Annotated in this window: 22 protein-coding genes; 13 read left to right on the plus strand and 9 right to left on the minus strand. The window is 41.8% G+C overall.

What is annotated here, in order from left to right; all coding sequences use genetic code 11:
- The first annotated feature begins 59 nt into the window (after nt 1-59).
- From L7A31_RS01290 to L7A31_RS01320, 7 genes are all read left to right on the plus strand, one after another.
- Nucleotides 60-1961 carry a PTS fructose transporter subunit IIABC gene (locus L7A31_RS01290; protein ID WP_237359680.1) on the plus strand — a complete coding sequence of 634 codons (1902 nt, stop codon included), beginning with the start codon at nt 60-62 and terminating at the stop codon, nt 1959-1961.
- Between the two features lie 167 nt (nt 1962-2128).
- On the plus strand, nt 2129-3328 hold the full coding sequence (gene manA / locus L7A31_RS01295) for a mannose-6-phosphate isomerase, class I (RefSeq protein ID WP_237359682.1): 1200 nt from the start codon (nt 2129-2131) through the stop codon (nt 3326-3328).
- A gap of 69 nt (nt 3329-3397) precedes the next feature.
- Nucleotides 3398-4303 (plus strand): ROK family protein, encoded by a 906-nt coding sequence (locus L7A31_RS01300; protein WP_237359683.1) that lies wholly within the window; start codon nt 3398-3400, stop codon nt 4301-4303.
- 182 nt (nt 4304-4485) lie between these two features.
- On the plus strand, nt 4486-5130 hold the full coding sequence (locus L7A31_RS01305; protein WP_237360724.1) for a TetR/AcrR family transcriptional regulator: 645 nt from the start codon (nt 4486-4488) through the stop codon (nt 5128-5130).
- A gap of 84 nt (nt 5131-5214) precedes the next feature.
- Entirely contained in the window at nt 5215-5856 is a 642-nt protein-coding gene (locus tag L7A31_RS01310) for a TetR/AcrR family transcriptional regulator (RefSeq protein ID WP_237359684.1), read from the plus strand.
- Between the two features lie 178 nt (nt 5857-6034).
- Nucleotides 6035-6727, plus strand: coding sequence for a sulfite exporter TauE/SafE family protein (locus L7A31_RS01315; RefSeq protein WP_237360725.1), 693 nt, complete (start codon nt 6035-6037; stop codon nt 6725-6727).
- 185 nt (nt 6728-6912) lie between these two features.
- Nucleotides 6913-7338, plus strand: coding sequence for a YccF domain-containing protein (locus L7A31_RS01320; RefSeq protein WP_237359688.1), 426 nt, complete (start codon nt 6913-6915; stop codon nt 7336-7338).
- Nucleotides 7339-7398: 60 nt separating this feature from the next.
- On the opposite strand, the gene L7A31_RS01325 is transcribed toward L7A31_RS01320, so the two are convergent.
- The 3 genes from L7A31_RS01325 to L7A31_RS01335 all read right to left on the minus strand — a co-directional run bounded on the left by L7A31_RS01325 (nt 7399) and on the right by L7A31_RS01335 (nt 10960).
- The gene (locus L7A31_RS01325) at nt 7399-8268 is read right to left on the minus strand and encodes a glycerol kinase (protein ID WP_237359689.1); all 870 of its coding nucleotides are present in this window, start codon (nt 8266-8268) and stop codon (nt 7399-7401) included.
- A 121-nt stretch (nt 8269-8389) separates the two neighbouring features.
- The gene (glgX, locus tag L7A31_RS01330; RefSeq protein ID WP_237360726.1) at nt 8390-10354 is read right to left on the minus strand and encodes a glycogen debranching protein GlgX; all 1965 of its coding nucleotides are present in this window, start codon (nt 10352-10354) and stop codon (nt 8390-8392) included.
- 342 nt (nt 10355-10696) lie between these two features.
- Nucleotides 10697-10960 carry a DUF3012 domain-containing protein gene (locus tag L7A31_RS01335; protein ID WP_237359690.1) on the minus strand — a complete coding sequence of 88 codons (264 nt, stop codon included), beginning with the start codon at nt 10958-10960 and terminating at the stop codon, nt 10697-10699.
- Nucleotides 10961-11224: 264 nt separating this feature from the next.
- Between L7A31_RS01335 and L7A31_RS01340 the strand changes: the two genes are divergently transcribed.
- Nucleotides 11225-12064 carry a MalM family protein gene (locus L7A31_RS01340; protein WP_237359691.1) on the plus strand — a complete coding sequence of 280 codons (840 nt, stop codon included), beginning with the start codon at nt 11225-11227 and terminating at the stop codon, nt 12062-12064.
- Between the two features lie 222 nt (nt 12065-12286).
- Nucleotides 12287-12877 (plus strand): restriction endonuclease, encoded by a 591-nt coding sequence (locus L7A31_RS01345; RefSeq protein WP_237359692.1) that lies wholly within the window; start codon nt 12287-12289, stop codon nt 12875-12877.
- Between the two features lie 74 nt (nt 12878-12951).
- Here the strand turns inward: L7A31_RS01345 and nagB are convergent, their stop codons facing one another.
- The 3 genes from nagB to L7A31_RS01360 all read right to left on the minus strand — a co-directional run bounded on the left by nagB (nt 12952) and on the right by L7A31_RS01360 (nt 14832).
- Nucleotides 12952-13752, minus strand: coding sequence for a glucosamine-6-phosphate deaminase (nagB, locus tag L7A31_RS01350; RefSeq protein WP_237359694.1), 801 nt, complete (start codon nt 13750-13752; stop codon nt 12952-12954).
- A 207-nt stretch (nt 13753-13959) separates the two neighbouring features.
- Nucleotides 13960-14307: a MaoP family protein gene (locus L7A31_RS01355; RefSeq protein ID WP_237359695.1), complete on the minus strand. Its 348-nt coding sequence runs from the start codon at nt 14305-14307 to the stop codon at nt 13960-13962.
- 321 nt (nt 14308-14628) lie between these two features.
- Nucleotides 14629-14832 (minus strand): hypothetical protein, encoded by a 204-nt coding sequence (locus tag L7A31_RS01360; protein ID WP_237359696.1) that lies wholly within the window; start codon nt 14830-14832, stop codon nt 14629-14631.
- 175 nt (nt 14833-15007) lie between these two features.
- On the opposite strand from L7A31_RS01360, the gene L7A31_RS01365 reads away from it, so the two are divergent.
- The 3 genes from L7A31_RS01365 to L7A31_RS01375 are packed head-to-tail and all read left to right on the plus strand — an operon-like array spanning nt 15008 to nt 17246.
- The gene (locus L7A31_RS01365; RefSeq protein WP_237359698.1) at nt 15008-16381 is read left to right on the plus strand and encodes a DNA-3-methyladenine glycosylase 2 family protein; all 1374 of its coding nucleotides are present in this window, start codon (nt 15008-15010) and stop codon (nt 16379-16381) included.
- Entirely contained in the window at nt 16378-16857 is a 480-nt protein-coding gene (locus tag L7A31_RS01370) for a methylated-DNA--[protein]-cysteine S-methyltransferase (protein ID WP_237359699.1), read from the plus strand. The genes L7A31_RS01365 and L7A31_RS01370 overlap by 4 nt, the downstream gene beginning before the upstream one ends.
- Before the next feature lie 8 nt (nt 16858-16865).
- Entirely contained in the window at nt 16866-17246 is a 381-nt protein-coding gene (locus L7A31_RS01375; protein WP_237359700.1) for a hypothetical protein, read from the plus strand.
- A gap of 53 nt (nt 17247-17299) precedes the next feature.
- On the opposite strand, the gene nhaD is transcribed toward L7A31_RS01375, so the two are convergent.
- Together nhaD and L7A31_RS01385 are read right to left on the minus strand one after the other, a co-directional pair.
- Nucleotides 17300-18742 (minus strand): sodium:proton antiporter NhaD, encoded by a 1443-nt coding sequence (nhaD, locus tag L7A31_RS01380; RefSeq protein ID WP_237359702.1) that lies wholly within the window; start codon nt 18740-18742, stop codon nt 17300-17302.
- Between the two features lie 234 nt (nt 18743-18976).
- On the minus strand, nt 18977-20278 hold the full coding sequence (locus L7A31_RS01385; protein WP_237359704.1) for a dicarboxylate/amino acid:cation symporter: 1302 nt from the start codon (nt 20276-20278) through the stop codon (nt 18977-18979).
- A gap of 620 nt (nt 20279-20898) precedes the next feature.
- Between L7A31_RS01385 and L7A31_RS01390 the strand changes: the two genes are divergently transcribed.
- Nucleotides 20899-22227, plus strand: a complete 1329-nt coding sequence (locus L7A31_RS01390; protein ID WP_237359706.1) for an anaerobic C4-dicarboxylate transporter — start codon at nt 20899-20901, stop codon at nt 22225-22227.
- A 106-nt stretch (nt 22228-22333) separates the two neighbouring features.
- On the opposite strand, the gene L7A31_RS01395 is transcribed toward L7A31_RS01390, so the two are convergent.
- Nucleotides 22334-23659: an MFS transporter gene (locus tag L7A31_RS01395; protein ID WP_237359707.1), complete on the minus strand. Its 1326-nt coding sequence runs from the start codon at nt 23657-23659 to the stop codon at nt 22334-22336.
- Nucleotides 23660-23787: the final 128 nt, after the last annotated feature.

Below are 23787 nucleotides of genomic sequence, written 5' to 3' on the forward strand. Positions count from 1 at the left end.
ATGCGTTCATCAAATAAATAGAAAAATCTTTTTACATATTTTCCGACAAGGTGGGGCCAATGATCACCCAATTAATAAATGAGAATTTAATCAATTTAAATCTCAAAGCGACCAGCAAAGACGAAGTATTTAAGGAGCTCATTGAGATTCTTCATAGTCAAGGTCGTATCAACGATAAAGAACAATTTTTGACCGATGTGCTAGCTCGTGAAGAGCTTGGCAATACTGGCTTCGAAGATGGTGTGGCGCTACCACATGCTAAGAGTGCAGCGGTAGTTGAGCCAGCAGTTGTTATTGGTGTGAGCAAACAGGGCATCGAATATGGAGCAGAGGATGGCCAACCATCAAAACTGTTCTTTATGATTGCTTCGCCTGATGGCGGTGCAAACCACCACGTGGAAGTATTAGCAGAGCTTTCTTCAAAGCTGATTGAAGACGGCTTCATTGAGAAGTTTCTAGCTGCGAGTAGTGAGAAACAAGCGCTTGAATTGCTGCTACAAAAAGACACCTCAGAACCGACTTCGACAGAAGTAAACAATGGCTTCTTAATTGGTGTAACAGGTTGTCCCGCTGGTGTCGCACATACCTATTTGGCTGCAGAGTCTCTAGAGAAAGGTGCTGCGGAGTTAGGTTACAAAATAAAAGTTGAAACTAACGGCTCGATTGGTGTGAAAAACAGCCCAACAGCTGAGGAAATTGCTCAAGCCGATGCCGTAATTGTTTCTTGTGATAAGCAAGTCGACATGGCTAGATTTGCTGGCAAAAAACTAATCGAAACTGGTGTGAAAGCGCCAATTAAAGATGCAACAGGCGTTATTAAGCAAGCATTAGACTCTAGCCCATATCAACCAAAAGAACGCAATAAAGCAGCAAGTCCGGCTGAGAAAGGATCGAGCACGCGCTCTGAGCTATATCGTTATCTGATGAACGGTGTATCTCATATGATTCCGTTTGTTGTGACTGGTGGTCTTCTTATTGCTCTGTCACTGGCTATTGGTGGTCAACCAACGCCTTCTGGCATGCAAATCCCGCACGGTAGCATGTGGAACCAAGTACTAAATGTTGGTGTGGTTGCATTCCAACTAATGATTCCAATTCTTGCAGGTTACATCGCTTATGCAATTGCGGATAGACCAGCACTTGCACCAGGCTTGATCGGTGGCTGGATTGCTAACAACGGTTCTTTCTACGATGCTCACGCAGGTACAGGCTTTATCGGCGCAATCATCGCCGGTCTGTTAGTGGGTTACTTTGTGAAATGGATTACTAGTATTAACTATCACAAGTTTATCCAACCTTTGGTGCCAATTATGATTGCGCCAATCACTGGTACGCTATTTATCTCTAGCTTGTTCATCTTTGTCATTGGTGCACCAATTGCCAGCCTAATGCATGAGCTAACAGGTATCCTGACGGCGATGAGTACAGGTAACGTTGTATTGCTAGGTATAGTTCTTGGTGGTATGGCTGGCTTTGATATGGGTGGACCATTTAACAAAGTAGCATTCTTGTTCTCTGTGGGTATGATCGCAAGTGGGCAAACACAGTTCATGGGTGCAATGGCTTGTGCGATCCCTGTTGCTCCTCTAGGTATGGCTATCGCTACTGTTATCGGTCGTAAACTTAACATCTTTGAAGAAGCTGAAATTGAAGCAGGTAAAGCTGCTGGTGCGATGGGCTTAGTTGGTATCTCAGAAGGCGCAATTCCGTTCGCAGCATCAGATCCTATTTCTGTGATCCCTGCCAACATGATTGGTTCAATGGTAGCAGCAGTTATGGCATTCTCATTCGGTATTACTGATAGCGTGGCGCACGGTGGACCAGTTGTAGCTCTACTTGGCGCGATGAATAAACCAGAGCTTGCATTGTTCAGCATGCTAGTTGGTGCAATTGTGACGGCTTTAGTCTGCGTAGCATTAAAGAAATTCCGTAAGCAAAAAGCAGAATTAGCAGTTGCTTAATCACGACTAACAAGTTTGTTTGGCTCTTGCATTGCTAGGGCCAATTTTCAACAACGGGCTAGGTAAATAACATATGCTCCTGGTTTAGTCTCCTCCCGCAAGACGTAACCAATTGTTGTACTCCCGGCTAGTAAAGTTCGGGAGATTTTTTTATTAAGGTGGATACAATGTCGAATCAATCAACCCCATGTTTTTTTCCAATGAACAATGTTATTCAAAATTATGCTTGGGGCAGCAAAACATCAATACATGAATTGTTTGGTATTGAGAATAGCCAAGAGGAGCCTCAGGCTGAAATATGGATGGGGGCACATCCAAACGGTTGCTCGGAAGTGCAATTTAACGGCAACAACCTGCTTCTATCGCAGCTTATCGATAACGATAAAGCTGCTTTTTTGTCTTTAGAAACGGCAGAAAAATTTGGCCAGCTACCGTATCTGTTCAAAGTCCTTGCTGCAGCGAGTGCGTTATCTATTCAAGTTCACCCTAGTAAAGAAATGGCTGAGCAAGGCTTTGCTAAAGAGGAGTTGCAAGGCATACCACTGAAAGCTGCACACCGTAACTACAAAGATCCAAACCACAAGCCAGAGCTTGTATTCGCACTGACGGATTATCAAGCGATGAACGGGTTTCGTAACTTCGACAGTATTATTTCTTTATTTAAGCAAGCCAACATAGAAGCATTGGAACAGTTAGTTGCTGAATTTGCATCCAATGTAACATCGGTTGGTTTACGCTCCTTCTTTACCAAACTGCTTTCTTTAGAAGGCGATGAGAAAGCACTGGCGGTTGCTCAGCTCATGGCATTTGCGGAGAAAAATAGCGACTCAACACTGTATTCTTTGATTCTTAAGTTAGAGAAGCAATATCCGGGTGATATCGGTTTGTTTGCGCCATTAATGCTGAACATCATCACTCTTAAACCTGGTGAAGCGATGTATTTGGACGCGCTGACGCCACATGCTTATATCGAAGGAACTGGGCTTGAAATCATGGCCAACTCAGATAACGTACTGCGCGCTGGCTTGACGCCAAAGCATATGGATGTTGAAGAGCTAGTTGGCTGCACGTTGTTCCAAGAAAAGCCAGAAGGCACTCTATTGCTTAAGCCACAAGAGCTGGAAGGCGCTCAGCACTACGCGATTCCTGTGCCTGATTTCAATTTCTCGGTCTATACCGCTTCGGAAGATCGTCTAATCGAAGTTACGAGCGCAGAGATTTTGTTACCAATTGATGAAGCGTTGGTTGTTAAGCATGAATCGGGCGAGTCCATCACTATTGAAAAGGGTCAATCTGTGTTTATTCCAGCTTACACTAAATCTTATACGTTAAGTTGCGCTGGTCGTGTAGCAAGAGCCTATAACTAGAGTATTGACCTGGAAGGTCGAACGTTGTTCTAAAGTTACAAATTCTAATTAATAAACAAGGGGATAGTTGTGTTAATCGGTTTTGATATTGGTGGTACAAAAATAGAGGTTTGTGTAATGGATGACGCAGGCAAGGAGCTAAAAAAACGACGTGAACCCACTCAGAGAAACTATTCGGGCTTTATTGAACAGATTTCCGCAATGGTTGCTGAATGTGACCAAGAATTTGGCCGTATTGAAAAGATTGGAATGGGGTTGCCCGGTGCGATTAGCCCAGCCACTGGCTTGGTGAAAAATGCGAATAGCACTTTTTTGAACAACAACGACTTAAAGCACGATTTGGAAGTGAAGCTAAATCGTCAAGTGAACATTGCAAACGATGCGAACTGCTTTGCTTTGTCTGAAGCAGTTGATGGTGCAGGTAAAGATGGGCAGCTGGTATTTGGTGTTATCGTAGGTACGGGTTGCGGTGGCGGCTTTGTATTTAACAAACAAGTCATTGTAGGGCCAAATGCGTTGTGTGGTGAATGGGGTCACAATCCGCTGCCAAGTTACAATAGCGAAATCGATGGGCCTGATCGTGAGTGTTACTGCGGTAGAAAAAACTGTATTGAAACCTTTATTTCGGGTACCGGCTTTGGTGTAACAGGAGAACAGTTGTTCGGCAAACCTATTGCAACGAAGGACATTATCGAAAAGTACCGTAAAGGTGATGAGCTTGCTAAAAAAGCTTATCAGACTCTCGTCGATCAGATGGCACGTTGTTTAGCATCCATAGTGAATATTCTCGATCCAGATGCCATCGTACTTGGTGGTGGTTTATCGAATGTCGATGAGTTGTATCAAGATTTGCCGAAAGCAATGGAGCCTTATATTTTCTCAGACTCTGTTCAGCTGAACGTTCTAAAAGCAGAGTATGGCGATAGCAGTGGCATTCGTGGTGCTGCTTGGCTGTGTTCCGACGAAGTAAAGTGATTTGCTTGGTAATAGCTTAAAGCTAAATGGTAAAAGTGACAACGGTGGGTGCTAATCAGCACCCATTTCTGTATGCGTAGGTTGGATTGGCTATACGCTGTTTAGAGTCACTCAAACACTGCATATTGAGGCTGTTTGAGTATAATAAATACGTGAGTGTTCTATTGAGATCGTAAGTGAGTATGAGAAAAGTTGGCCGCCCAAATATTGACCATAATTTAAGTGAAAAGTTGCTTCTTTGTGCTCGTGATTTGTTTGCAAATATGCCGTACGAAAAGGTATCGATTCGAATGATTGCCAACAAAGCTGAAGTAAACAGTTCGATGATTGGTTATTATTTTGGCAACAAAGAAGGGCTCTTTGAAGCGATGTTTTTATATACAACAGAGCCTATCTACAAAAAAATGCAGGAGTTAGCGAAAAACCCTACTGGGGAGTCGTTAATAGAACTTATAAGTAAGATGTCTGACGAGTTTTTGAAAGCGCCGATGATCCCAAGGTTGCTCACGCAGGCGATGAACATGCCGCCATCTGACTCTAAGCGTAAGCTCGTTGAACGGTTGATGGAAGAATTTTCTAAGCCTTTACGCGATATGGTGTTTAGTCAACTTATTGAAAATGGTGTGATTCGAGACGACATGGATCCGCAACTGTGCCGCTTCTCATGGGTTAGTTTAGTGATGTTTCCTTTTTTAATCCCATCGGGTGCATACGAAATATCGAAAGGTATTGATCAGTCTGAAGAGTTTTACAAAAAATTGATGGAACATAATATAAAACTGATGACTCATGGTTTTATTAAAACTAATCCATCGGGTGAAGATTAAATGCCTCAAATATAGTAGTTAACTCAGCGTTAACCTGTTTCGACCTAGTATTCTGCTACCTTATTAACTCACAAGTTTCCAAGTATGCAGGTAAAAACAAAAAAGCTAGGCCGTCCAGTCAATAGTGAAGTAGACATGCGACTTCAACTAATTAAGCACGCTCGCCAACTGTTTTTAACCATGCCATATGACAAAGTTTCGATCAGACTTGTGACACGTAAAGCTGGTGCAAGCAGTGCGCTTATTCGTTACTATTTTGGAGACAAAGAAAGGCTATTTGAATCCACGGTAATGAGTATTGCTGAGCCAATATTTGACGAAGTTCGAAAGAGTAGTAAGTGCAACAGCTACGAGCAATTTATCACGCTAGCGACGTCACTTTTCCAACAAATAAAAAATACGCCTCAGTTACCTGCATTTTTATCGAATATTATGCAGTTGCCACCCCAAGATTTTAAAAGGGTGATTGTCGAGCAAGCTTTTATTGACCTGAGTATTGAGTTATACGATGAGGTCTTTTCCCAGCTTTCATGCGCAGGCTTATTGCGCAAGGACATGGATGCTAAGCTCTGTAGATTTTCTTGGGTGAATTTTATCTTCTTTCCGTTCATTGTGCCGAGGGAGCGATATGGCTTGCAAGATATCGAAATGGAGGGCCAGTTTCTAGACAAGATTTTTCAGCATAATCTGCAACTGATGACCCACGGGTTTATCCTTCCAAAGTAATTTTTTGACTCCACTCTTACGGCAAAAAAATGATACTCTTGGGGAATCTTTCGCTGTTGGTTCATTGAAGGCTTTTCTTGCTCATCGATTTCCAACGGTTTTTTCTTCTTATTAGAGTGTATTTACAAATTGGAGGTAAGTTGTGTCCGAGTGGTTTACTACTTCTGGGATTATTGCCATGTCGTTGATTTTTATTGGAGCATTTGTTCAAACCTCTATCGGTTTTGGTTTAGCGATAATCTCTGCTCCGTTGTTATACCTTATCTCGACAAAATACGTTCCAGCTCCGATTGTCATGGTGGCTCTATTTGTATCACTGCTCAATGCGTATAAGTATCGCTCAAACGTGTCGGTTGGTGGCCTGAAAATGGCTTTGATTGGTCGCGTTCCTGGATCTCTAGCTGGTGGCGTATTGCTCGTCATGGTTTCAACGAAAATGTTGTCTCTTTGGTTAGGGCTTCTAGTGCTGTTTTCTGTTGTAGTGAGTCTGTTGCCTTTTCGCATAGAGCCGACTTCAACTCGTATGGGCATTGCAGGTTTCTTCTCTGGTTTTTTTGGCACAAGCTCTGGGATCGGTGGTCCACCAATGGCGCTGCTTTTACAGCATCAGGAGGCCAATCAGCTTAGGGGGAATTTGTCAGCTTTCTTTGTGTTTAGCTCGATTATCTCGCTGATTGTACAAATCCCGTTTGGTTATCTCACGCTTCACCATGTTTGGATAACGATACCTTTGATACCAGCTGCTTGGCTAGGTTATCTTTTAGCACTCAAAACGACTCAATCATTACCTAAAGAAAAAATACGTTATGGCGCTTTAGTTTTATGTTTGGTTAGCGGCCTGACAGCTGTATGGCAAGGGATAGCTATGTAGCGCTGGAAAATAATTAATACTAAATATGATTTTTCTTGAAATTTATTCGTTGAGTGAATTCATGTTATTGTGAAACATGACAGGAATTTTACCATTGAAATGTTTTTGTCGCGCATTATAGAAACAGCTGTATTGATGAAAAACATCGATGCGAACTAAAGAAAGAGCAATTTTAGGTAAAGCGTATGCGAACAATTGGCAACATAATCTGGTTTTTGTTGGGCGGGGTAGTGATGGGCCTTTTATGGTGGATGTTTGGTCTTATCGCTTTCATCAGCATAATCGGGATTCCTTGGGGTAAAGCCTGTTTTGTTCTAGGCCGTTTTTCTTTTTTCCCATTTGGTTACGAAGCTGTATCGCGAAGTGAAATTTTTCGCGAGCAAGATATCGGTACTGGCCCCTTAGGCTTCATCGGCAATGTTATTTGGTTTTTTGTCGCGGGAATTTGGTTATCACTCGGTCACTTAATCTCAGCCGTCGCATGTTTTGTGACAATTATCGGTATTCCTTTTTCTCTGCAGCACTTAAAGCTTGCTGTCATTTCTCTTGCCCCTATTGGAAAAACAGTGGTTTCTAAGCAAGAAATGTCGTGGGCTAAGTATTCACGATAAACTAAAGTTCTGGTGTCGTGATATGCGGCACCAAAGCTTCCCTATATAGCCAAAGTACATTTAATAAGCTTTTATTCCATACTTTCGCAGTTTTTTCGGCAGCACTTCATCTAACTTATCAATGTCTTGCAAGTAGACTTCGATTAAGTTGAGCCCATTACCTTGATAGCTCATTCTAATTTTTGTGATTTGTTCTTCTGTCATTGCACCAGAATCCGTTGCAAAGTATTGCAGGTAAACTTTTCCGACAGGAAGGTAAAAATCACTGACTACATCATGCTCAATAGGTAATGGTCTATTGTAGGCATGCACGATACCGTTCATATAGAGCCAATTATCAATCACTAACTCGCCAGTTGAATGCACATAATGTCCGTCTAATGTGCGATGTTTTGCCTCGAATTTTTGCCTAAAGCTACTGATTGAATGATCTGTTGAATGGGCGATGGCGTCTTTGCCGAGAAATTCACTAATGGTTTGTTTTAACCGTTTGTTCTTTACAATTGACTCGTGCCAAATAACAAAACGTTGTTTAGAAGTCGCGTCAGCTTTCTGGGTTCCGCCAGCTGTTAAACCTAGGCCTGTCACGTTCCAGCCTTGCGCATCTTTATCAATCCAGCCTAATTCATTGAGCAGTTGATTTACCTTTTTGGCGCTTATCTTAAAACGCTCACCAATTTGTGTTGCTGAGAGTTTGATATCGCTGGACAAGTTGTCGTCGATAACTAGGTTAGTAGGCCATACGATAAATTGGCCAAACTTTTTGTGGTCTACGTATTCTCCGCCAAATCGTTGCCCTTGGGAGGTCAATACCCAGCTATCACCATTACGGTTGATATACCCAGCCAGTTTAAGATCGGAGAACAGCTGCTTAGGATCGAGTCCTCTCTTTTTTGCTAGAGCTGTTGTTGATAGTTTGTCTTTATCCATGCGAACCTAAGCTTTGTCGTACTTAAGCGTATTTTAGCCAAAAAGATGAGACCCCAGATAGAGCAGTGTCACAAGGTGACTGCTCTATCTGATCGTTGATTCTAAAGATTCAAGCTGGCATTTAGTCTGGGTCGTAATAGAAGATTGCCATAGATGTCGAGGCCAGCAATAACGTCTCTTTATCCACCAATACGTTTAAGTCATTGCAGGCGGTGTTGCAAATCATCGTCCATTTTTGCTCATTGTCGTTGGGCAGAGTAAAGCGAGTAGGAGTGTTAGTTTGATTGATACAATACAGCAGCTCCTCTCCTGTACCGTCTTGGCCGATACAAATATGCAGTGCAAGAGAGTTTAGCTGGTTCCAATCGTCATAATCCATTACCTCACCACTGCAACGTTTCCAAAAAATCCGATTGTGGTTTCTTCTTTCGCCGCAAAAGGCTGAGATTATGGGTGACATATATTGTTGTCTAGCGGCGATCATCCCAGACAACCAGTGCTGGAATTGGCATTTTGTACTGGATTCACTCCAATCTAACCAACTGATACCATTGTCTTGGCAGTAGGCGTTGTTGTTACCTCGTTGTGTATGCGAGAGTACGTCAGCCATCAAAATATGTGGGATACCAAATGAGAATAGAAGGCTAGCCATTAGGTTACGCTTTTGCTTCTCCCGAATAGCAATAATTCTTGGGCTATTTGTTTCTCCTTCGACACCATAGTTCTCTGAACGGTTGTCTCCATGGCCATCTCGGTTCTCTTCTCCGTTAGCTTCATTGTGCTTATGCTTGTAGGAGACAAGATCTTGCATCGTGAAACCATCGTGGTAGGTAATGTAGTTGACGGTAAGGTTATAAGGCCAATGAGCCGCGCTATACAAGTCTCGAGACCCCATGAGCCTTGTAGCAAAGTCTTTCATGAATCCATTGTCACCACGCCAAAAGCTTCGAGTGATATCTCGCAGTCTATCATTACATTCGTTCCAACCTATCGGGAAATTCCCAACTTGATAGCCATTTGGCCCGATGTCCCATGGTTCGGCGATGAGCTTTACTTCACGTAATATAGGGTCTTGTTCAACGGCTTTAAAGAAAGCCGATTCGCGATTAAAGTCGTTGCCGTTTCTCCCCAACGTAGCGGCTAAGTCGAACCTAAAGCCATCGATGTGATACTCGGTTACCCAATATCGAAGTGTATCCATCACCAAGTTCAGACTCGGTTGATAAGTTAAGTCGACCGTGTTGCCGCAACCCGTGAAGTTCACATGATGCTCATCGTGCAGCAAGTAGTATTTCTCATCTAGTCCTTTGAGGTTGAATGTGGGCCCATCAGTACCGCTTTCGGCGGTATGGTTATAGACAACGTCTAAAATAACTTCGATACCATTTCTGTGGAGCTCACGAATTGCTGTTTTTAGCTCAATGGTGGCATCATCTACGGCGTAGCGAGGGTCAGGCACCATAAACAAAAATGGGTTGTAGCCCCAGTAGTTCACCTTTTCCATTTCAAGCAAATGAGGCTCGTGCATGCAGGCTGCAATAGGAAGAAGCTGAAGGGCGGTAATATTTTGCTGCTTATAAAACTCCAGCATAGCAGGGCTTACCAACCCCAAATATTTACCCCTATGCTCAGCTTCCACAAGAGGGTTTAATTGAGTCACACCTTTTACATGGGTTTCAAACAATACCAACTTTTGTCGTGGAATATTAGGGCGTTGGGTATCTTGCCAGTCGAAGCTATCATTAATCACCACAGATTTAGCAATCTGAAAACTTTGTAGAGATGAAAATGGTGGATGATAAGTAAGTGTGTGATCAATGGATTTAGCGTACGGATCAGAAATTAAGTGGGGCACGCCATCTAGCTCGATAACGTAGCCGTATCTTTGCCCAGCTTGAATATCAGGAATGAAAGTGTGTCGAACCCCTTTATCAACACCATCTAACAAATGGAGAGAATAGTGGTGCCCAGAGCCTTCAAATAGAGCTAACCTGACATTATTGTTTGGAGCATACACTGAAAAATTACAGCCATTAGTGTCTAATGTGGCGCCAAGAGGGTACGGGCGAGAACGCATTTTAGTCATGTTCATAAGTGTAGTGCTGTATTCACGAAGTTTTAGTAAATAACTTTCTTAATTAATGTTTAAGGCCATTTATAGTACATTTTTACTGAAATATTATTTCACCTATCCACATGATATATAAGAAATCGTGATAGCAGTCACGATGTGTAGTGGCGCTTTATGTTTGTTACATTGAGGTGATTTATAAGGGAGGGGGTGGCACGATTGGTAAGCGTGTACGTTTAGTAAGTTGAATGCGGGCCAACAATTCTTTTGTATAACCCGCATGCTAGGAATGACTCACCTCAAGAATAGTTTACGTCAGCAATAATTTGAGTCTGAGGGGCTTGGTATGAAATGGAATTACAGCACGCAATATTTTGCGTATTCAAGTGCTTCGTTGCCAGTCCAGTCTCCTTTCGGCTTTTCATTCATGGCTTTACACCACTTTTTGCTGCCAATCTCATTTTGGAATACACAGTATTGAGCAAAGTTAACGGCATTGTCCGTCGTCCATTCTGACTTTGGTTTTTCTTTTATGTCTTTACACCACTTTACCGAGCCTACTTCATCTGTACATGCACTCAATGCGGCTACAACAAAGGCTATAAGTAGAAGTTTTTTCATTTTGGGTTGTCCATGATTAGATTTACACAGAACTATAGCGTTATCACACCTGTCAAAACAAGCAGCAATCGTCGACATATTAATTTCCTAACTATCGTAATTTAATCAATAACATTCTATCGAGTGAGTGATTTAAAAAGATGTTCAAAACCACTAATCGCATTGGATTAGACACGTGGGAATTCGCTAGCTATTATCTGCTGACACTAAAATTATGGGATATGGCAGCTTTCATGTGTTTTGAATGCGCTAGGTAATAATTATATGAATATCCGTTCTATTGCGATCATTGGTTGTCTGCTTTTATCTGGCTGTGTAACCACTACCGTTGAAGACTCAATTCCTGTTAGCCAACGTACAGCTCACTCAGTATTTGAACTTCAAAGAACTACACTCAGCGTGCCTAGTACCGCTACGATAGAGATAAATCAGCACACGCAGTACCTTAAGTCTCGTTTTATCGACAGTCCTGTGGCTGCTTTCAATATCCCCGCTGACAGCGGGACGGTAGATATAAAAATATCCAGTACAGTCAACAACAGTGTTTTCTACCCGTCAGCTGTGATAATGAGTGCCCGAGGCACTATCCTCAAATCGTTTAATAGTTCAGAGTTTAAATATAAGTTGCCAAACTTTGGATTAAACGGTCACCTAGTTGCTGAAACGTCGTTCCAGCCTCCATTTGACAGCGCTCAAGTTTATTTGATCGTGTATACGAATAAGTCTTCTCTTGGTGATTCGACTAAAATCGTTAACCCTAAGTACTTAGCTGCGCAGGCGAAAGGTACTACCTTACCGAAGCAGCAATATATTCAGGTACCTCATTCTGAAGAAGGCGTCATTACGGTCAATGTGGAAAACTCAAACGCGAGTGTGAGTCATTACAATCGAACGAGTCGCCCAACACCGATCGTTACACCTCAACCTAGATCAACCACAGTATTCTCTAAATCTGAATACTATAGAGTTGCAATTCAAGCAGCTGTTGATGCGAACAATGTTCCGCGCGCGTTAGATTTAGTCAAGGAAGCGAAAGCGGAAAACATTGAAGGCATGGAGCAAGTATTTGTCAATGCAGTCCAAAATCAGAGTTCAAAGCAATAACGGGATATTGCTGTGCTTGTACAGCGTTTATATGACGATTTGGATTGAACAACTCAAAATTTTATTGACGGTTTTCCTAATATCTTTATTATTAATTTCAGCTGGTTACATGTGTAAATGTACTGTTTATCCATGTTGCATGCATATTAAAAACATAATGCAGAATATATTAGGAGAAGAAAAATAATTAATTACAATCATATCGCTTGGTTAGGCTTACTTTTGCATGAAGTAGCAAGAAAAGGGCTTATATATGCGAAGTTTTTGTTCTCCCTTGTTGGCAGTGTATTGGCTGTCATAAATGTATGGTGGTTTATTGCGGCATTTGGTCTTTTCTTGCTGAGTATTTTCCTACGCTTAAGTAAACGAAATAACTTAGGATCATTACCTCAGTCTCATCAGGAGTACATTGGTCAAGCGCAACGTGCATTTAAGCGCGTGAGGAGGTTTGCACCAAGACGTGCCATGTCCTATATGCGTAAAATGAGCCCGTATGCCTTTGAAGAGCTTGTGCTTTTAGCTTTTGAAGATCAAGGCTATAAGGTGAGAAGAAATCAATCATACAGCCACGATGGTGGGCTTGATGGGCAAGTAAGAATTAGAAATAGTTGGTACTATATTCAATCGAAAAGGTATTCAAACTATATCAATGCTAATCATGTAAAAGACTTCGACGAGCTTTGTAGGAAGAATAGAACTAAGGGCTATTTTATCCACACAGGGAAGACTGGCTCTCTGTCGAAAACTTATACAAAGAATACCGTTATTATTAGTGGAGATCGGCTGCTAAAACTGATTGGAGTCGTCAGATAGTAGTTGTTTAGAACAGTTAAGCAAAAGGGCTAGCAAAAATGCTAGCCCTAAATTTATCTAGTAATCAAAAGGAATTAGAATCCTTTGATGTTTTCCGCTTCTAGCTCAGAAAAGTACTTCACAGTTTTCACTTTCAACTCTTGCGTCGCTGGCTCATCACAAACAATAACTGATTTAGGATGAAGCTGAAGTGCAGAAACAGTCCAAAGGTGATTTACAGAACCTTCAACCGCAGCTTCAAGTGCTAGCGCTTTGTTGTGTCCTGTCACCAAGATCATGATTTCTTTTGCATCAAGTAGAGTACCAACACCTATAGTTAGGGCGTATTTTGGTACTTGGTTGATGTCGTTGTCGAAGAATCGAGAGTTTGCAATTCGAGTATCTTCAGTCAATGTCTTGATTCGAGTTCTAGAAGATAACGAAGACGCTGGTTCATTGAATGCAATGTGTCCATCGTTGCCCACGCCACCCATGAATAGGTGGATTTGTCCGTAAGATTTGATTTTATCTTCGTAACGTTGGCATTCAGCTTCGTTGTCAGCAGCATTGCCATCTAAGAGGTTAATGTTTTTCTCTTGGATATCAATGTGATTGAAGAAGTTGGTGTACATGAAAGTACGGTAAGACTCTGGGTGATCGGCTGGAATACCGATGTATTCATCCATGTTGAAGGTCACTACGTGTTTAAAGCTAACTTCGCCAGCTTTATGCATCTCAATCAGCGCCTTATATGTTGCTAAAGGAGTACCGCCGGTAGGTAGTCCAAGAACAAAAGGACGATCTTCAGATGGATTAAAATCGTTAATACGTTTCACTATGTGTGCAGCAGACCACATGCCTACTTGGGATGCTTTACGTAGTGGGATCAGTCTCATTGTGTGCCCCTATTCCAAATCAGTTTGGCTCAAAAGATAATTTGCATTATAAATTAAGTTTTCCGGCAACGCCATTTTTTTCCGATAAAATGCAAAAAGAAGTGGTGTATTGGTATAAATAAAGAAAAAGCCACCTAAAATCTAGTGGCTTTTTTAACGAAATAAATTATAAGCTTAATGAGCAGAGCGTTACTTGCTTCGCTCTACTTAAGCGACACTAGATAGGTTGCTAGCGCCTGCTTTTTTCTTGTCCATTTGCGCCCCACTTAGAGAGTGGAACTGCTTTCTTCCTCTCGACAATTGTATGTATTTGACCCACACACGTTCTAGCTTCGATTTCGCTTTGCTTGGGTTAGACAACACTTTTACAAAGTGCTTTTCTTCAGAATTCGTTGGTTCAAGCTCACCACTTTCTAGCGCCAGCATAGTGTCACCGTAAAGTGTCAGCAATTCTTCTTCTAAAAGAGTGAAGTCTCCAGATTTAGCGAAGCCTCTTGGGAATTTTGTATTGTCATAAAAACGCTTTTTTCCAAATCGGAATTCAACTTCAGACATAGCCACCTCAGTTAATGAAAGTTGTTTATTCAACCTGAACTTAGGTAAGTAGGTTGGAAAGTATGCACCGATGTTTTTTATTGGGAATGTTGTCGATGTACACGGGCACTATTATGCGTATTTGTCTTTCATCTTCATGACAATCTAGGAAGCGAGCGTCAAAGTTGTGACAAAAATTAAGTTACGCTGTGAACGCATAATTACATTACATTCGATTCGTGCTTTGCTGTCAGAGAAAATTGAGGCGTGAAGTTTGTGGTTAAGGTGAGTGTTGTACTAAATAGCCACCCTCAAAATTGAGGATGGCGAAAATTGAAAAGCCTATAAGTTCATTAAGCTCTCAATGGACTCTTCTAACGTTAAGTGTTGATACGTTTTAATGTCAGTTCCGTCCTCAACATCAAGGATAACATTGCTAATATTATCCAATGCCTCAGATTCAATAATTCCGAGTGATTGTTCGACGGTTTTGCATTTCAATATCTTATTGTTATTTAGTTTAATAGTGCATGTATGTAGGACCATAGCCAATATCCTTAAGTATTATTTTTGTTTGTTAATAAATTTTGTGACGTTGTCCTAGAAAATTTAGTAAAAACTCAGGGGGTTTGGCAAGGATTATTTTCAGTTCCGAATGTGGCTAGTTGGTTTTTTGTGGACCGATACAATATAAATATTGGCGGAAATTAGGGATTTAGTGATGAGCTTATCAAGTTATTCGACGTTAACAAAAAAACAGTGCCAGCAAGCAAGATTGGCACGTGATGCTCGATTTGATGGTGTTTTCTATGTTGCAGTGAAAACCACCGGAATTTTTTGTCGTCCAATATGCCCGGCCAACCTGCCTAAAGAAGAAAACGTCGAGTATTTTGATACCCAAGCACAGGCTATGGGTGCAGGTTATCGTCCATGCCTACGTTGTAGGCCAGACAGTGCCCCAAGTTCGTGGGCATGGCGCGGAGTTGAAACCACGTTCGTCAGAGCGCTTAAGATGATTGATAGCGGTGAGCTGCAACGAGGAAGCGTGAGTGACCTCGCTGAGCGGCTGGGAATAAGCGACAGGTACTTGAGACAACTGTTTAGCAAATATTTGTCAATGTCGCCTAAACAATACGGGATATACTTGCAACTCATGTTTGCTAAGCAGCTACTCAGCTCAAGTTCTATGAATGTGACAGATGTCGCGTTTGCTAGTGGATTTAACAGTCTACGCCGATTTAATGATGCTTTTGTTAAGCAAATGAAGTTAACACCTTCAGATGTTCGTTCATCAAGTTCAGAGCCACAAACCCAAAATTTTGTCGACCTAATGATTCACGGATCAATAAATTGGAACTTCATGTTAAATTTTTATCGCAGGCGGGCGATAACAAAATTAGAGCAAGTTGACGAACGCAGTTATAAGAGAAATTTCAAGCTCAATGATTGCAATGGATATTTTAAAGCGTATTTAAACAAACAAAAGCTAAGAGTTGAATTCGAGATGTCGGATATCTCGATGCTGAGGAGTTTAGTATCCAAAATACGCAGAATGTTTGATTTAGATACGGATATTTTTTTGGTTGAACAGCACTTAAGTACGTTATCGGATCAGCTCATAAAGGTACCGGGGCTAAGGATTCCAGGAGTTTGGAATACATGGGAAGCTGGGATTAGAGCTATTTTAGGCCAGCAAGTATCGGTTGATAATTCTATAAAGCAGCTAAATGTTTTAGTGGAAAATATAAATAGACAAAGCGGTGGCGAATATCGGTTCCCAACACAAGAGGATATTTTGTCATCAAATCTAGACTTTCTAAAAATGCCAGCAAGTCGCAAAGAAACATTAAAAGCTTTTGCTGCGTATTTTAAAGAACAGCCGAATGCAGATTTGAGTGAGTGGGAAAACATCAAGGGAATTGGTCCTTGGACTGTCAGTTACGCAAAATTGCGAGGAGAGTCTCAGCCCAACTGTTTTTTGGACGCTGATCTTGTCGTAAAAAAAGCGTTAGACCAATTCCCACAATTAAATGCAGAGGTAGTGTCACCTTGGGGAAGTTACGCAACGTTTCATTGCTGGAGTCATCAGTCATGAACAACATGTATAGCTGCTTTGACAGCCCACTGGGACAGGTAACCCTACAGTTTAATGAGAACGGCATTTTGGGACTTTGGTTTGAAACTCAAACGACTCAACCTGCTGAATTAGGTAAACGTTGTGACAGTGCCGAGTTGGTTGTTCAAGTGAGAGCGCAAATGGATGAATACTTTGCAGGGAATAGACAAGAGTTTGAATTGCCTTTAGCTGCTGTAGGAACAAAGTTTCAAAATGCAGTGTGGCAAGCACTTATCACTATTCCCTACGGTGAGACAATCTCTTACCAAGATCTCGCCAATCGAATTGGTAACCCAAAAGCAGTTAGAGCTGTCGGGCTCGCAAATGGAAAAAACCCTATTTCAATAATTGTTCCGTGTCATCGGGTGATAGGTAAAAGTGGAAAACTAACTGGCTATGCGGGTGGAGTGGATCGCAAGGCGCAGTTGTTAAAGTTAGAAGGTGCTCTGAAGTGAGGGTCAATATGGACATAGGATGTTTAGCTAAAGGTGCGATTGTTGGGCTGTTTTCCTTGTCGTTACAGGGATGTCTGCAAGACGAAATTGAGCGCTGGGCTGATAGCGATACCTACAATTTTAATGGTATTTATCAGAGTGATGACGAAGACGCGAGTTTTCTGAGTTTTGAAAACGGTGTGATGAGGTATGTGACGCCTTTAAATCAAGTCACAAAAAACTATAAAGTAGTAAAGGGCCAAGTGCATATTATTCTCAGAAACTCTTCGATGGAAAAAAGAGATGATCTTGTGATGAGCATCCATGGAACTGGAGAGTTTTTAACTTGTGTATCTTGCCCAAAATATAAAATGGCCAATCGCTGGCATAGAGCAGTGCCTCAATCATAAAGTCTTCAAAATCGTAGGGCTGTTAACTTCTCGCTAACAGCCCCATCCATCATCTAAATAAACAGATATGAGTTAAGCGTTAAGTGAACTAAGATACTTGCCATGTATCCCAGCATAATTACCGGTGCCCACTTTAAATGACCAAAGAAGGTATATTTGCCATGCGCTGCTCCCATCAGAGCAACGCCAGCAGCAGAGCCAATAGACAACAAGCTACCACCAACACCTGCGGTTAAAGTAACTAACAACCAGTTGCCCATCGACATGACGGGATCCATGGTTAGCACTGCGAACATGACTGGAATATTGTCGACGATAGCAGATAGCACACCAACCACAATATTTGCCCAAATTGGGTCCCATTGGGTATACATAATGTCAGAGACCATCGCTAGGTAACCTAACAGGTTTAACCCTCCAACACACATTACAACGCCGTAGAAGAATAGCAATGTATCCCACTCGGCATGGGATACCCTTCTAAAGACATCAAATGGTACAACTGAACCCAAACGTTTCAGAGCGGCATCGTCGCCTTTGGCGATGGCTTGGTGTGCCTTTCTAGACAATGAACGTTTTAGAGTGGTTCTTAGGAAGTAACCAAAGAACTGCAGGTATGCCAATCCCATCATCATACCAATCACTGGTGGGAAGTGCAGTACAGCATGGAATGCGACAGCTGTTGCAATTGTCAGAATAAACAAACCGATGATTCTCTTAGCGCCACGTTTTAGTTCAACATGTTGGTGAGTGGTTTGTGGCTTAGAGCTAGGTAGGAAAAACGACATGATCAATGCTGGAACGAGATAGTTGATCACTGAAGGCAAGAATAGAGGTAGGAATTCAGCGAATGAGACATGGCCCGCTTGCCAAACCATCAATGTTGTAATGTCTCCAAATGGGCTAAATGCTCCGCCAGCATTGGCCGCAACGACAATATTGATACACGCAATATTGATAAATCGAGTATTGCCACCTCCAACTTTCAATACCACTGCACACATTAAAAGTGCCGTTGTTAGGTTGTCGGCAATAGGAGAAATAAAGAAAGCCAAAATACCTGTTAGCCAAAACAGTGATTTGAAGTCGAATCCTTTCCCGACCATCCAAGCCTGCAGAGCGTCAAACAAACGCCGTTCTTCCATCGCGCTGATATAGGTCATGGCTACGAGCAAAAATAGCAACAGCTCAGCGTACTCTAACAGGTTATGTTCAAGTGCGGAGATCGCTATATCAATGTGCCCTTGTTGCTGATAAACAAAGCCGATCATCGCCCAGATGATCCCCGCTGCTAATAAGACTGGCTTGGACTTGCGTAGTTGAAGAAACTCCTCAAGCATTACGACAATATAGGCAACGGTGAATATAATGATCGCCACTATACCGATTGTTGAACCCGTCATCGAAGGCATATTGGAAGAGGCAGTAGCGGCATAAGAAGGGGGTGCAATTAGGGCAATCACACCGATAAAAATTGCCCACCAACGTCGATCCATAACAGTTTACTCCGTGATATTCCGTTGGCAGTCAGTGTAACGGTTATTTGTAAATTTGGGCGTGAGATGTATCGAAACTGTTAAATTTAATGACTAAGTAACATCATGATTCTATGGGTTATATGAAATTAAACGCATCCAAATATCTAAGTCAGTTCTAGAGTAATTATTTTTCCTTGTATACAAAAAAACCTCGAGGCCGTTAGGCTCTCGAGGTTTGTGTCTAGTAAAAGATTATTGTGCGTGGGAAAGGTGGACTTTTTCTTCCTTTTCACCCGCTTTTGGATCTTCAAATCGTGTTTGGTCGAACGCACCTTCTGATTTGCCCACAATAATAGTTACGACACTGTCTCCAGTGATGTTAACTGCAGTACGAATCATATCGAGTAGACGGTCAACACCCATGATAAGTGCAATGCCTTCTAGTGGTAGACCAACTTGGTTAAGAACCATAGCCAGCATGATTAGACCAACACCTGGAACACCCGCAGTACCAATCGAAGCAAGCGTTGCTGTTAAGATAACAGTTAGGTAATCCGTCATGGATAGATCAACGTTAAACGCTTGAGCGATGAACACTGTCGCAACGCCCTGCATGATTGCGGTGCCGTCCATGTTAATTGTAGCGCCTAGTGGAACCGTGAATGATGCGACTTTGTTGTCAACACCCATGCGGTTTTTCGCCGTTTCCATAGTTACAGGAATAGTCGCATTTGATGATGCTGTAGAGAAAGCGAACATAACTGCATCTTCCATTTTCTTGAAGAAAGTAAATGGATTTAGACCAGTGAAGCCTTTTAGCATCAAACCGTAGGTTACAAAACCGTGGATAAGCAGTGTGCCTGCTAGAACAGCGAAGTAAGCTGCTAAGTTAAAGATGGCTTCGATGCCTAGGCCAGTAAACAGTTTCGCCATCAAGAAGAATACGCCGTACGGAGCAATGTGCATTAGTAGAGCAACAAGCTTCATGATGACTTCATTTAGGTCGGCAAACACTGCTGCGATGCGCTCGCCTGGTTTTCCTGCAGCACTGATTGCAATACCAAAAAGGATTGCGAATACAATGATTTGTAGAGTATTTCCTTGTGCCATTGCATTGATAGGGTTAGTCGGGAACATGTTCACGATAACCTGACCTAAAGAAGGAGCTTCGGTCGACGCGAAAGTAGTAGCTGCTGCTAAATCAGCACCTGCACCTGGCTGGAAAATAGTACCCATAGTCAGCGCTAACGTAATTGCAACAGCGGTAGTACCAACATACAACCCTAGCGTTTTACCACCCATACGACCCAACGTAGAGAGGTCCTTCAGTGAGCTTGTTCCACATACTAGGGAAACAAACACGAGAGGAACAACTAGCATTTTTAAACTTGCGATGAAAATTTTTCCACCGACTTCAAACAACCCGTGAACTAGATAGTTATCAACAAATCCGTTGTCAGCGAATAAAGTTCGAATGACGAACCCCGTCAAAATACCGGCGACCATACCAAGGATGACGCGCCCGGTAAGAGACATTGGCTTTTTGGTATTCATTGTGAACACTCCTTTTTCTTATAATGATCCAGACTTATTCTGAAACAGCGAAGAAGGTTAACAGGCGATTTCCGAAAGTTTAAAACAAATAAGAAAAAGTTAACAAAGGTTGTGAAGGTTATCACGACTATGTGTCATTTTTTGGTTAAGTTATTTGCTTGGCGATTAAATAATGAGCGGGCTGGTGTGTTTTTTATAACATAATCGTATACTTTTCTGCTTAAGCAATACATTGCATTTCTATAGCTGATGTGTAGGTCTGTAGTCTTACTATTATCTAATTTAATGGTGTTCGGGGGTGTATCGGTTGATGTCCCAGAAAGTTCATCGTTTTCCTAACAGATGTTTTTTTTGAAATGGGTGTGGCTAAGGAGTTGTACCTCTTATTATCTTCAGTGTTATTAGTCCCCTAATTTAATAAAACTATGGCTCATATTATTTCAACTTAGTTCATCACAAATATAGAAATTAATGTTCAACAATTATATAGATCATTATAATAATCAATAATCCAACTTATCTAATATTGTTTAATATCAATATGATTTAATCTAATAGTAATAACATTGACCTTTACTCAATCTATTGTCGTAGTGGAATAATTGTATTAAGGATGATGTATGTTTTATGTTCATTTATTGCTATTACTCGCCGTTATATTTGTGGGTATTCGGTATGGTGGAATCGCGTTTGGTTTATTGGGAGGGTTAGGAGTATCCGTACTAGCGTTCTTCTTTGGAGTAACACCGGGCACCCCTCCCGTCAGTGTGATGCTCATAATTATGGCGGTGGTCGCCGCATCTGCAACATTAGAAGCAACGGGCGGACTAAACTTATTGGTAAAATACGCCGAGAGGTTACTTCGTAAGCACCCTAGCCAAATCGTTTTTCTAGGACCACTTTGTACTTATTCACTGACTGTTCTTGTTGGAACCGGGCATTCTGTTTATCCACTTTTGCCTGTTATTTATGATGTGGCTTATAAAAAAGGGATTCGTCCTGAACGCCCGATGGCGATGGCGACGGTTGCATCTCAAATGGGTATTACAGCAAGTCCTATCGCGGCGGCAGCGGCAGTAGTGATGGCCACAGCTGTTGATAACCATTTGGACATTGGTTTAGTTGACGTACTAAAAGTGACAATACCTGCTACTTTGTGCGGAATCTTAATTGCTTGCACATGGAGCTTAAAAAGAGGCAAAGACTTAGACAAAGACACCGAGTTTCAAGAGCGTTGCCAAGATGAAGAGTTTCGCAATAGCTTGGTTGACTCTTCTCCTAGTGTTTCTGCTGAAGAAGATAGCGCAGCAGACAAAAAGGCAAGGGTTGGTTTATCGATTTTTGTGTTAGGTATTTTATCGGTTGTTTTTGTCGCAATGTTCAATAAGTCGTTAGGTCTATTGCCCGATGGCGTGAAAATGTCAGTTGCAATCGAGTTCTTAATGCTCTCGGTGGGCGCAATTATTTTGATGTCGACCAAAATTGAGCCAAAGAAAATCGTCACGACAAATGTGTTCATAGCAGGCATGACGGCCGTAATCATTATTTTCGGTATCGCTTGGATGAGTAACACCATCATCAATTACAACAAGCCTTATTTAATTGAATTAGTTAGTGATATTGTTCATTCTCACCCTTGGACGTTTGCCATTGCTATGTTTGCCGCTTCGGTGTTCCTGAAAAGCCAAGCTGCCGTGTTAACCATTATGTTGCCGTTAGCGTTTTCATTGGGAATACCTGCTCCAGTAATTATTGGTGTCATACCTGCCTGCTATGCTTATTTCTTTTTCCCATTCTACCCAAGCGATCTTGCCGCAATTACTTTCGACCGATCAGGCACTACGCGAATTGGTAAATATGTACTAAACCACAGCTTTATCATGCCGGGCTTTATTGGAGTGGTATCTGCAACCACGATTGGATATTTTATTTCAATAACAGTTAATTAAGCTTGGTCTGCATAGAGCAACGTTAGATAGCTTATAGTGAAATTCAAAGGCAGCTAGGGCTTGCAGACATTCAATAATGTCAGAGTGCCCTAGCTGTGTTTGGAAGCTAATCTGTATGGGGTTTGTAAGTCCGCTCTATCTTAATAATCGCAATTGTCATTGCGATTAACAAAAATGAAATGACACTTAACACGGTAAAGACACCAGACCATCCATATGAAGTTTGCATGATGGCGATAGGAGCGCCAGCAAGTGCAGCACCAATGTATGTAATACCACCTTTTAACCCTGTTGCTGCACCTGCGCCATCAGAGTGGGCGGCTTCAATGATACCTAGCGCAAACAACATTTGTGGTGCGTAGATACCAACGCCAATAACAAAGAAACACAATGAGAGAATAAAGTAGCTTAGGTTTATGCTAATGACAACGCCAACCATGCCCGCCACCAAGACTAGGCAATATATCAAAATCGTTTTCCAGCGGTCTGCCTGAAAGAGCTTATCAGAAATGAACCCTGAAGATAGCCCACCGAGAATACCACCAATTTCGAACCAAGATACTAAGCTGTTCGATTTGACAAGATCCCAACCCAACTCTTTAACAAAGTAAACAACAACCCAGTCGTTCGTCACAGTGCGTATGATGTAGATACATAGGTCACCGCCGACTGCTAGCCATATGATAGGGTTAGTTAAAATGTAGCGCTTGAACATTACCCATAGAGACAAGTTGGTTTCAGAATTAGCGTTTATTTCCAATTGTTTCTTATCATTTTTCCATTCACCAACGTTAGGTAAACCACATGACTCTGGTGAACCTTTCATAAAGATGGCAGCTAAAATTGCTTGGATCGCTGTTATGATAGCAGGTACGTAGAATGCCATCCGCCAGTCACCTGTAGTCGCAATCACACCGGAAGCGATTAACGGAGCTAGAGCACCTCCAACATTGTGGGAAGTATTCCATATAGAGTACCAGCCACCACGTTCGCTTTTTGAATACCACTGAGAAAGCGCTTTAGCTATTGGTGGAAAACCACACCCTTGGACGACTGCCATTAGACAGTACATGGTCAAAAGCATAGTGACATTATTACTTGCACCAATACCAGCACTGATTACCGAGATAATGATTAGGATTGGAGCCAGCATTAACCTAGGGCTAATGCGGTCCGCAGCAAGACCAGATGAGAATTTTGCTACACCATACAGAATATAATAAACCGAAGAAGCAAAGCCAAACTGAACGGCAGTCATACCTAAATCAGACATTAGCATTGGTGCTACGGCTGAAAAGGATTTTCGGCTAATATACATAACTGTATAAACCATAAATGTTGTGACGATAATTTGCCAGCGGTAGCGGCGATAATCAGCATCAAGTTTTCTATTAATTTTTACAGAGCAATTTTGCGTTATATTTCTATTCATAGTGAATTTAAACCATGGTAATGGGGATGAAAGAGGACAATGCCCTAAATAAATATTTAGGCTGCTTTATAAAATAGAAATTAAGTAGGAGAAATGGCGAGTTATCAATAAATGATAGATGACACAAT

Source organism: Vibrio marisflavi CECT 7928, assembly GCF_921294215.1.
In the GTDB taxonomy this organism is placed as follows: domain Bacteria; phylum Pseudomonadota; class Gammaproteobacteria; order Enterobacterales; family Vibrionaceae; genus Vibrio; species Vibrio marisflavi.

Coding starts and splice junctions, on each gene's coding strand:
- L7A31_RS01385 (WP_237359704.1), bottom strand. CDS start 20,278: ATGAATACCAAAAAGCCAATGTCTCTTACCGGGCGCGTCATCCTTGGT.
- L7A31_RS01355 (WP_237359695.1), bottom strand. CDS start 14,307: ATGTCTGAAGTTGAATTCCGATTTGGAAAAAAGCGTTTTTATGACAAT.
- L7A31_RS01310 (WP_237359684.1), top strand. CDS start 5,215: ATGCAGGTAAAAACAAAAAAGCTAGGCCGTCCAGTCAATAGTGAAGTA.
- L7A31_RS01290 (WP_237359680.1), top strand. CDS start 60: ATGATCACCCAATTAATAAATGAGAATTTAATCAATTTAAATCTCAAA.
- L7A31_RS01305 (WP_237360724.1), top strand. CDS start 4,486: ATGAGAAAAGTTGGCCGCCCAAATATTGACCATAATTTAAGTGAAAAG.
- nhaD (WP_237359702.1), bottom strand. CDS start 18,742: ATGGATCGACGTTGGTGGGCAATTTTTATCGGTGTGATTGCCCTAATT.
- nagB (WP_237359694.1), bottom strand. CDS start 13,752: ATGAGACTGATCCCACTACGTAAAGCATCCCAAGTAGGCATGTGGTCT.
- L7A31_RS01335 (WP_237359690.1), bottom strand. CDS start 10,960: ATGAAAAAACTTCTACTTATAGCCTTTGTTGTAGCCGCATTGAGTGCA.
- L7A31_RS01315 (WP_237360725.1), top strand. CDS start 6,035: ATGTCGTTGATTTTTATTGGAGCATTTGTTCAAACCTCTATCGGTTTT.
- glgX (WP_237360726.1), bottom strand. CDS start 10,354: ATGACTAAAATGCGTTCTCGCCCGTACCCTCTTGGCGCCACATTAGAC.
- L7A31_RS01395 (WP_237359707.1), bottom strand. CDS start 23,659: ATGAATAGAAATATAACGCAAAATTGCTCTGTAAAAATTAATAGAAAA.
- L7A31_RS01320 (WP_237359688.1), top strand. CDS start 6,913: ATGCGAACAATTGGCAACATAATCTGGTTTTTGTTGGGCGGGGTAGTG.
- L7A31_RS01375 (WP_237359700.1), top strand. CDS start 16,866: ATGGACATAGGATGTTTAGCTAAAGGTGCGATTGTTGGGCTGTTTTCC.
- L7A31_RS01340 (WP_237359691.1), top strand. CDS start 11,225: ATGAATATCCGTTCTATTGCGATCATTGGTTGTCTGCTTTTATCTGGC.
- L7A31_RS01370 (WP_237359699.1), top strand. CDS start 16,378: ATGAACAACATGTATAGCTGCTTTGACAGCCCACTGGGACAGGTAACC.
- manA (WP_237359682.1), top strand. CDS start 2,129: ATGTCGAATCAATCAACCCCATGTTTTTTTCCAATGAACAATGTTATT.
- L7A31_RS01365 (WP_237359698.1), top strand. CDS start 15,008: ATGAGCTTATCAAGTTATTCGACGTTAACAAAAAAACAGTGCCAGCAA.
- L7A31_RS01390 (WP_237359706.1), top strand. CDS start 20,899: ATGTTTTATGTTCATTTATTGCTATTACTCGCCGTTATATTTGTGGGT.
- L7A31_RS01360 (WP_237359696.1), bottom strand. CDS start 14,832: ATGGTCCTACATACATGCACTATTAAACTAAATAACAATAAGATATTG.
- L7A31_RS01325 (WP_237359689.1), bottom strand. CDS start 8,268: ATGGATAAAGACAAACTATCAACAACAGCTCTAGCAAAAAAGAGAGGA.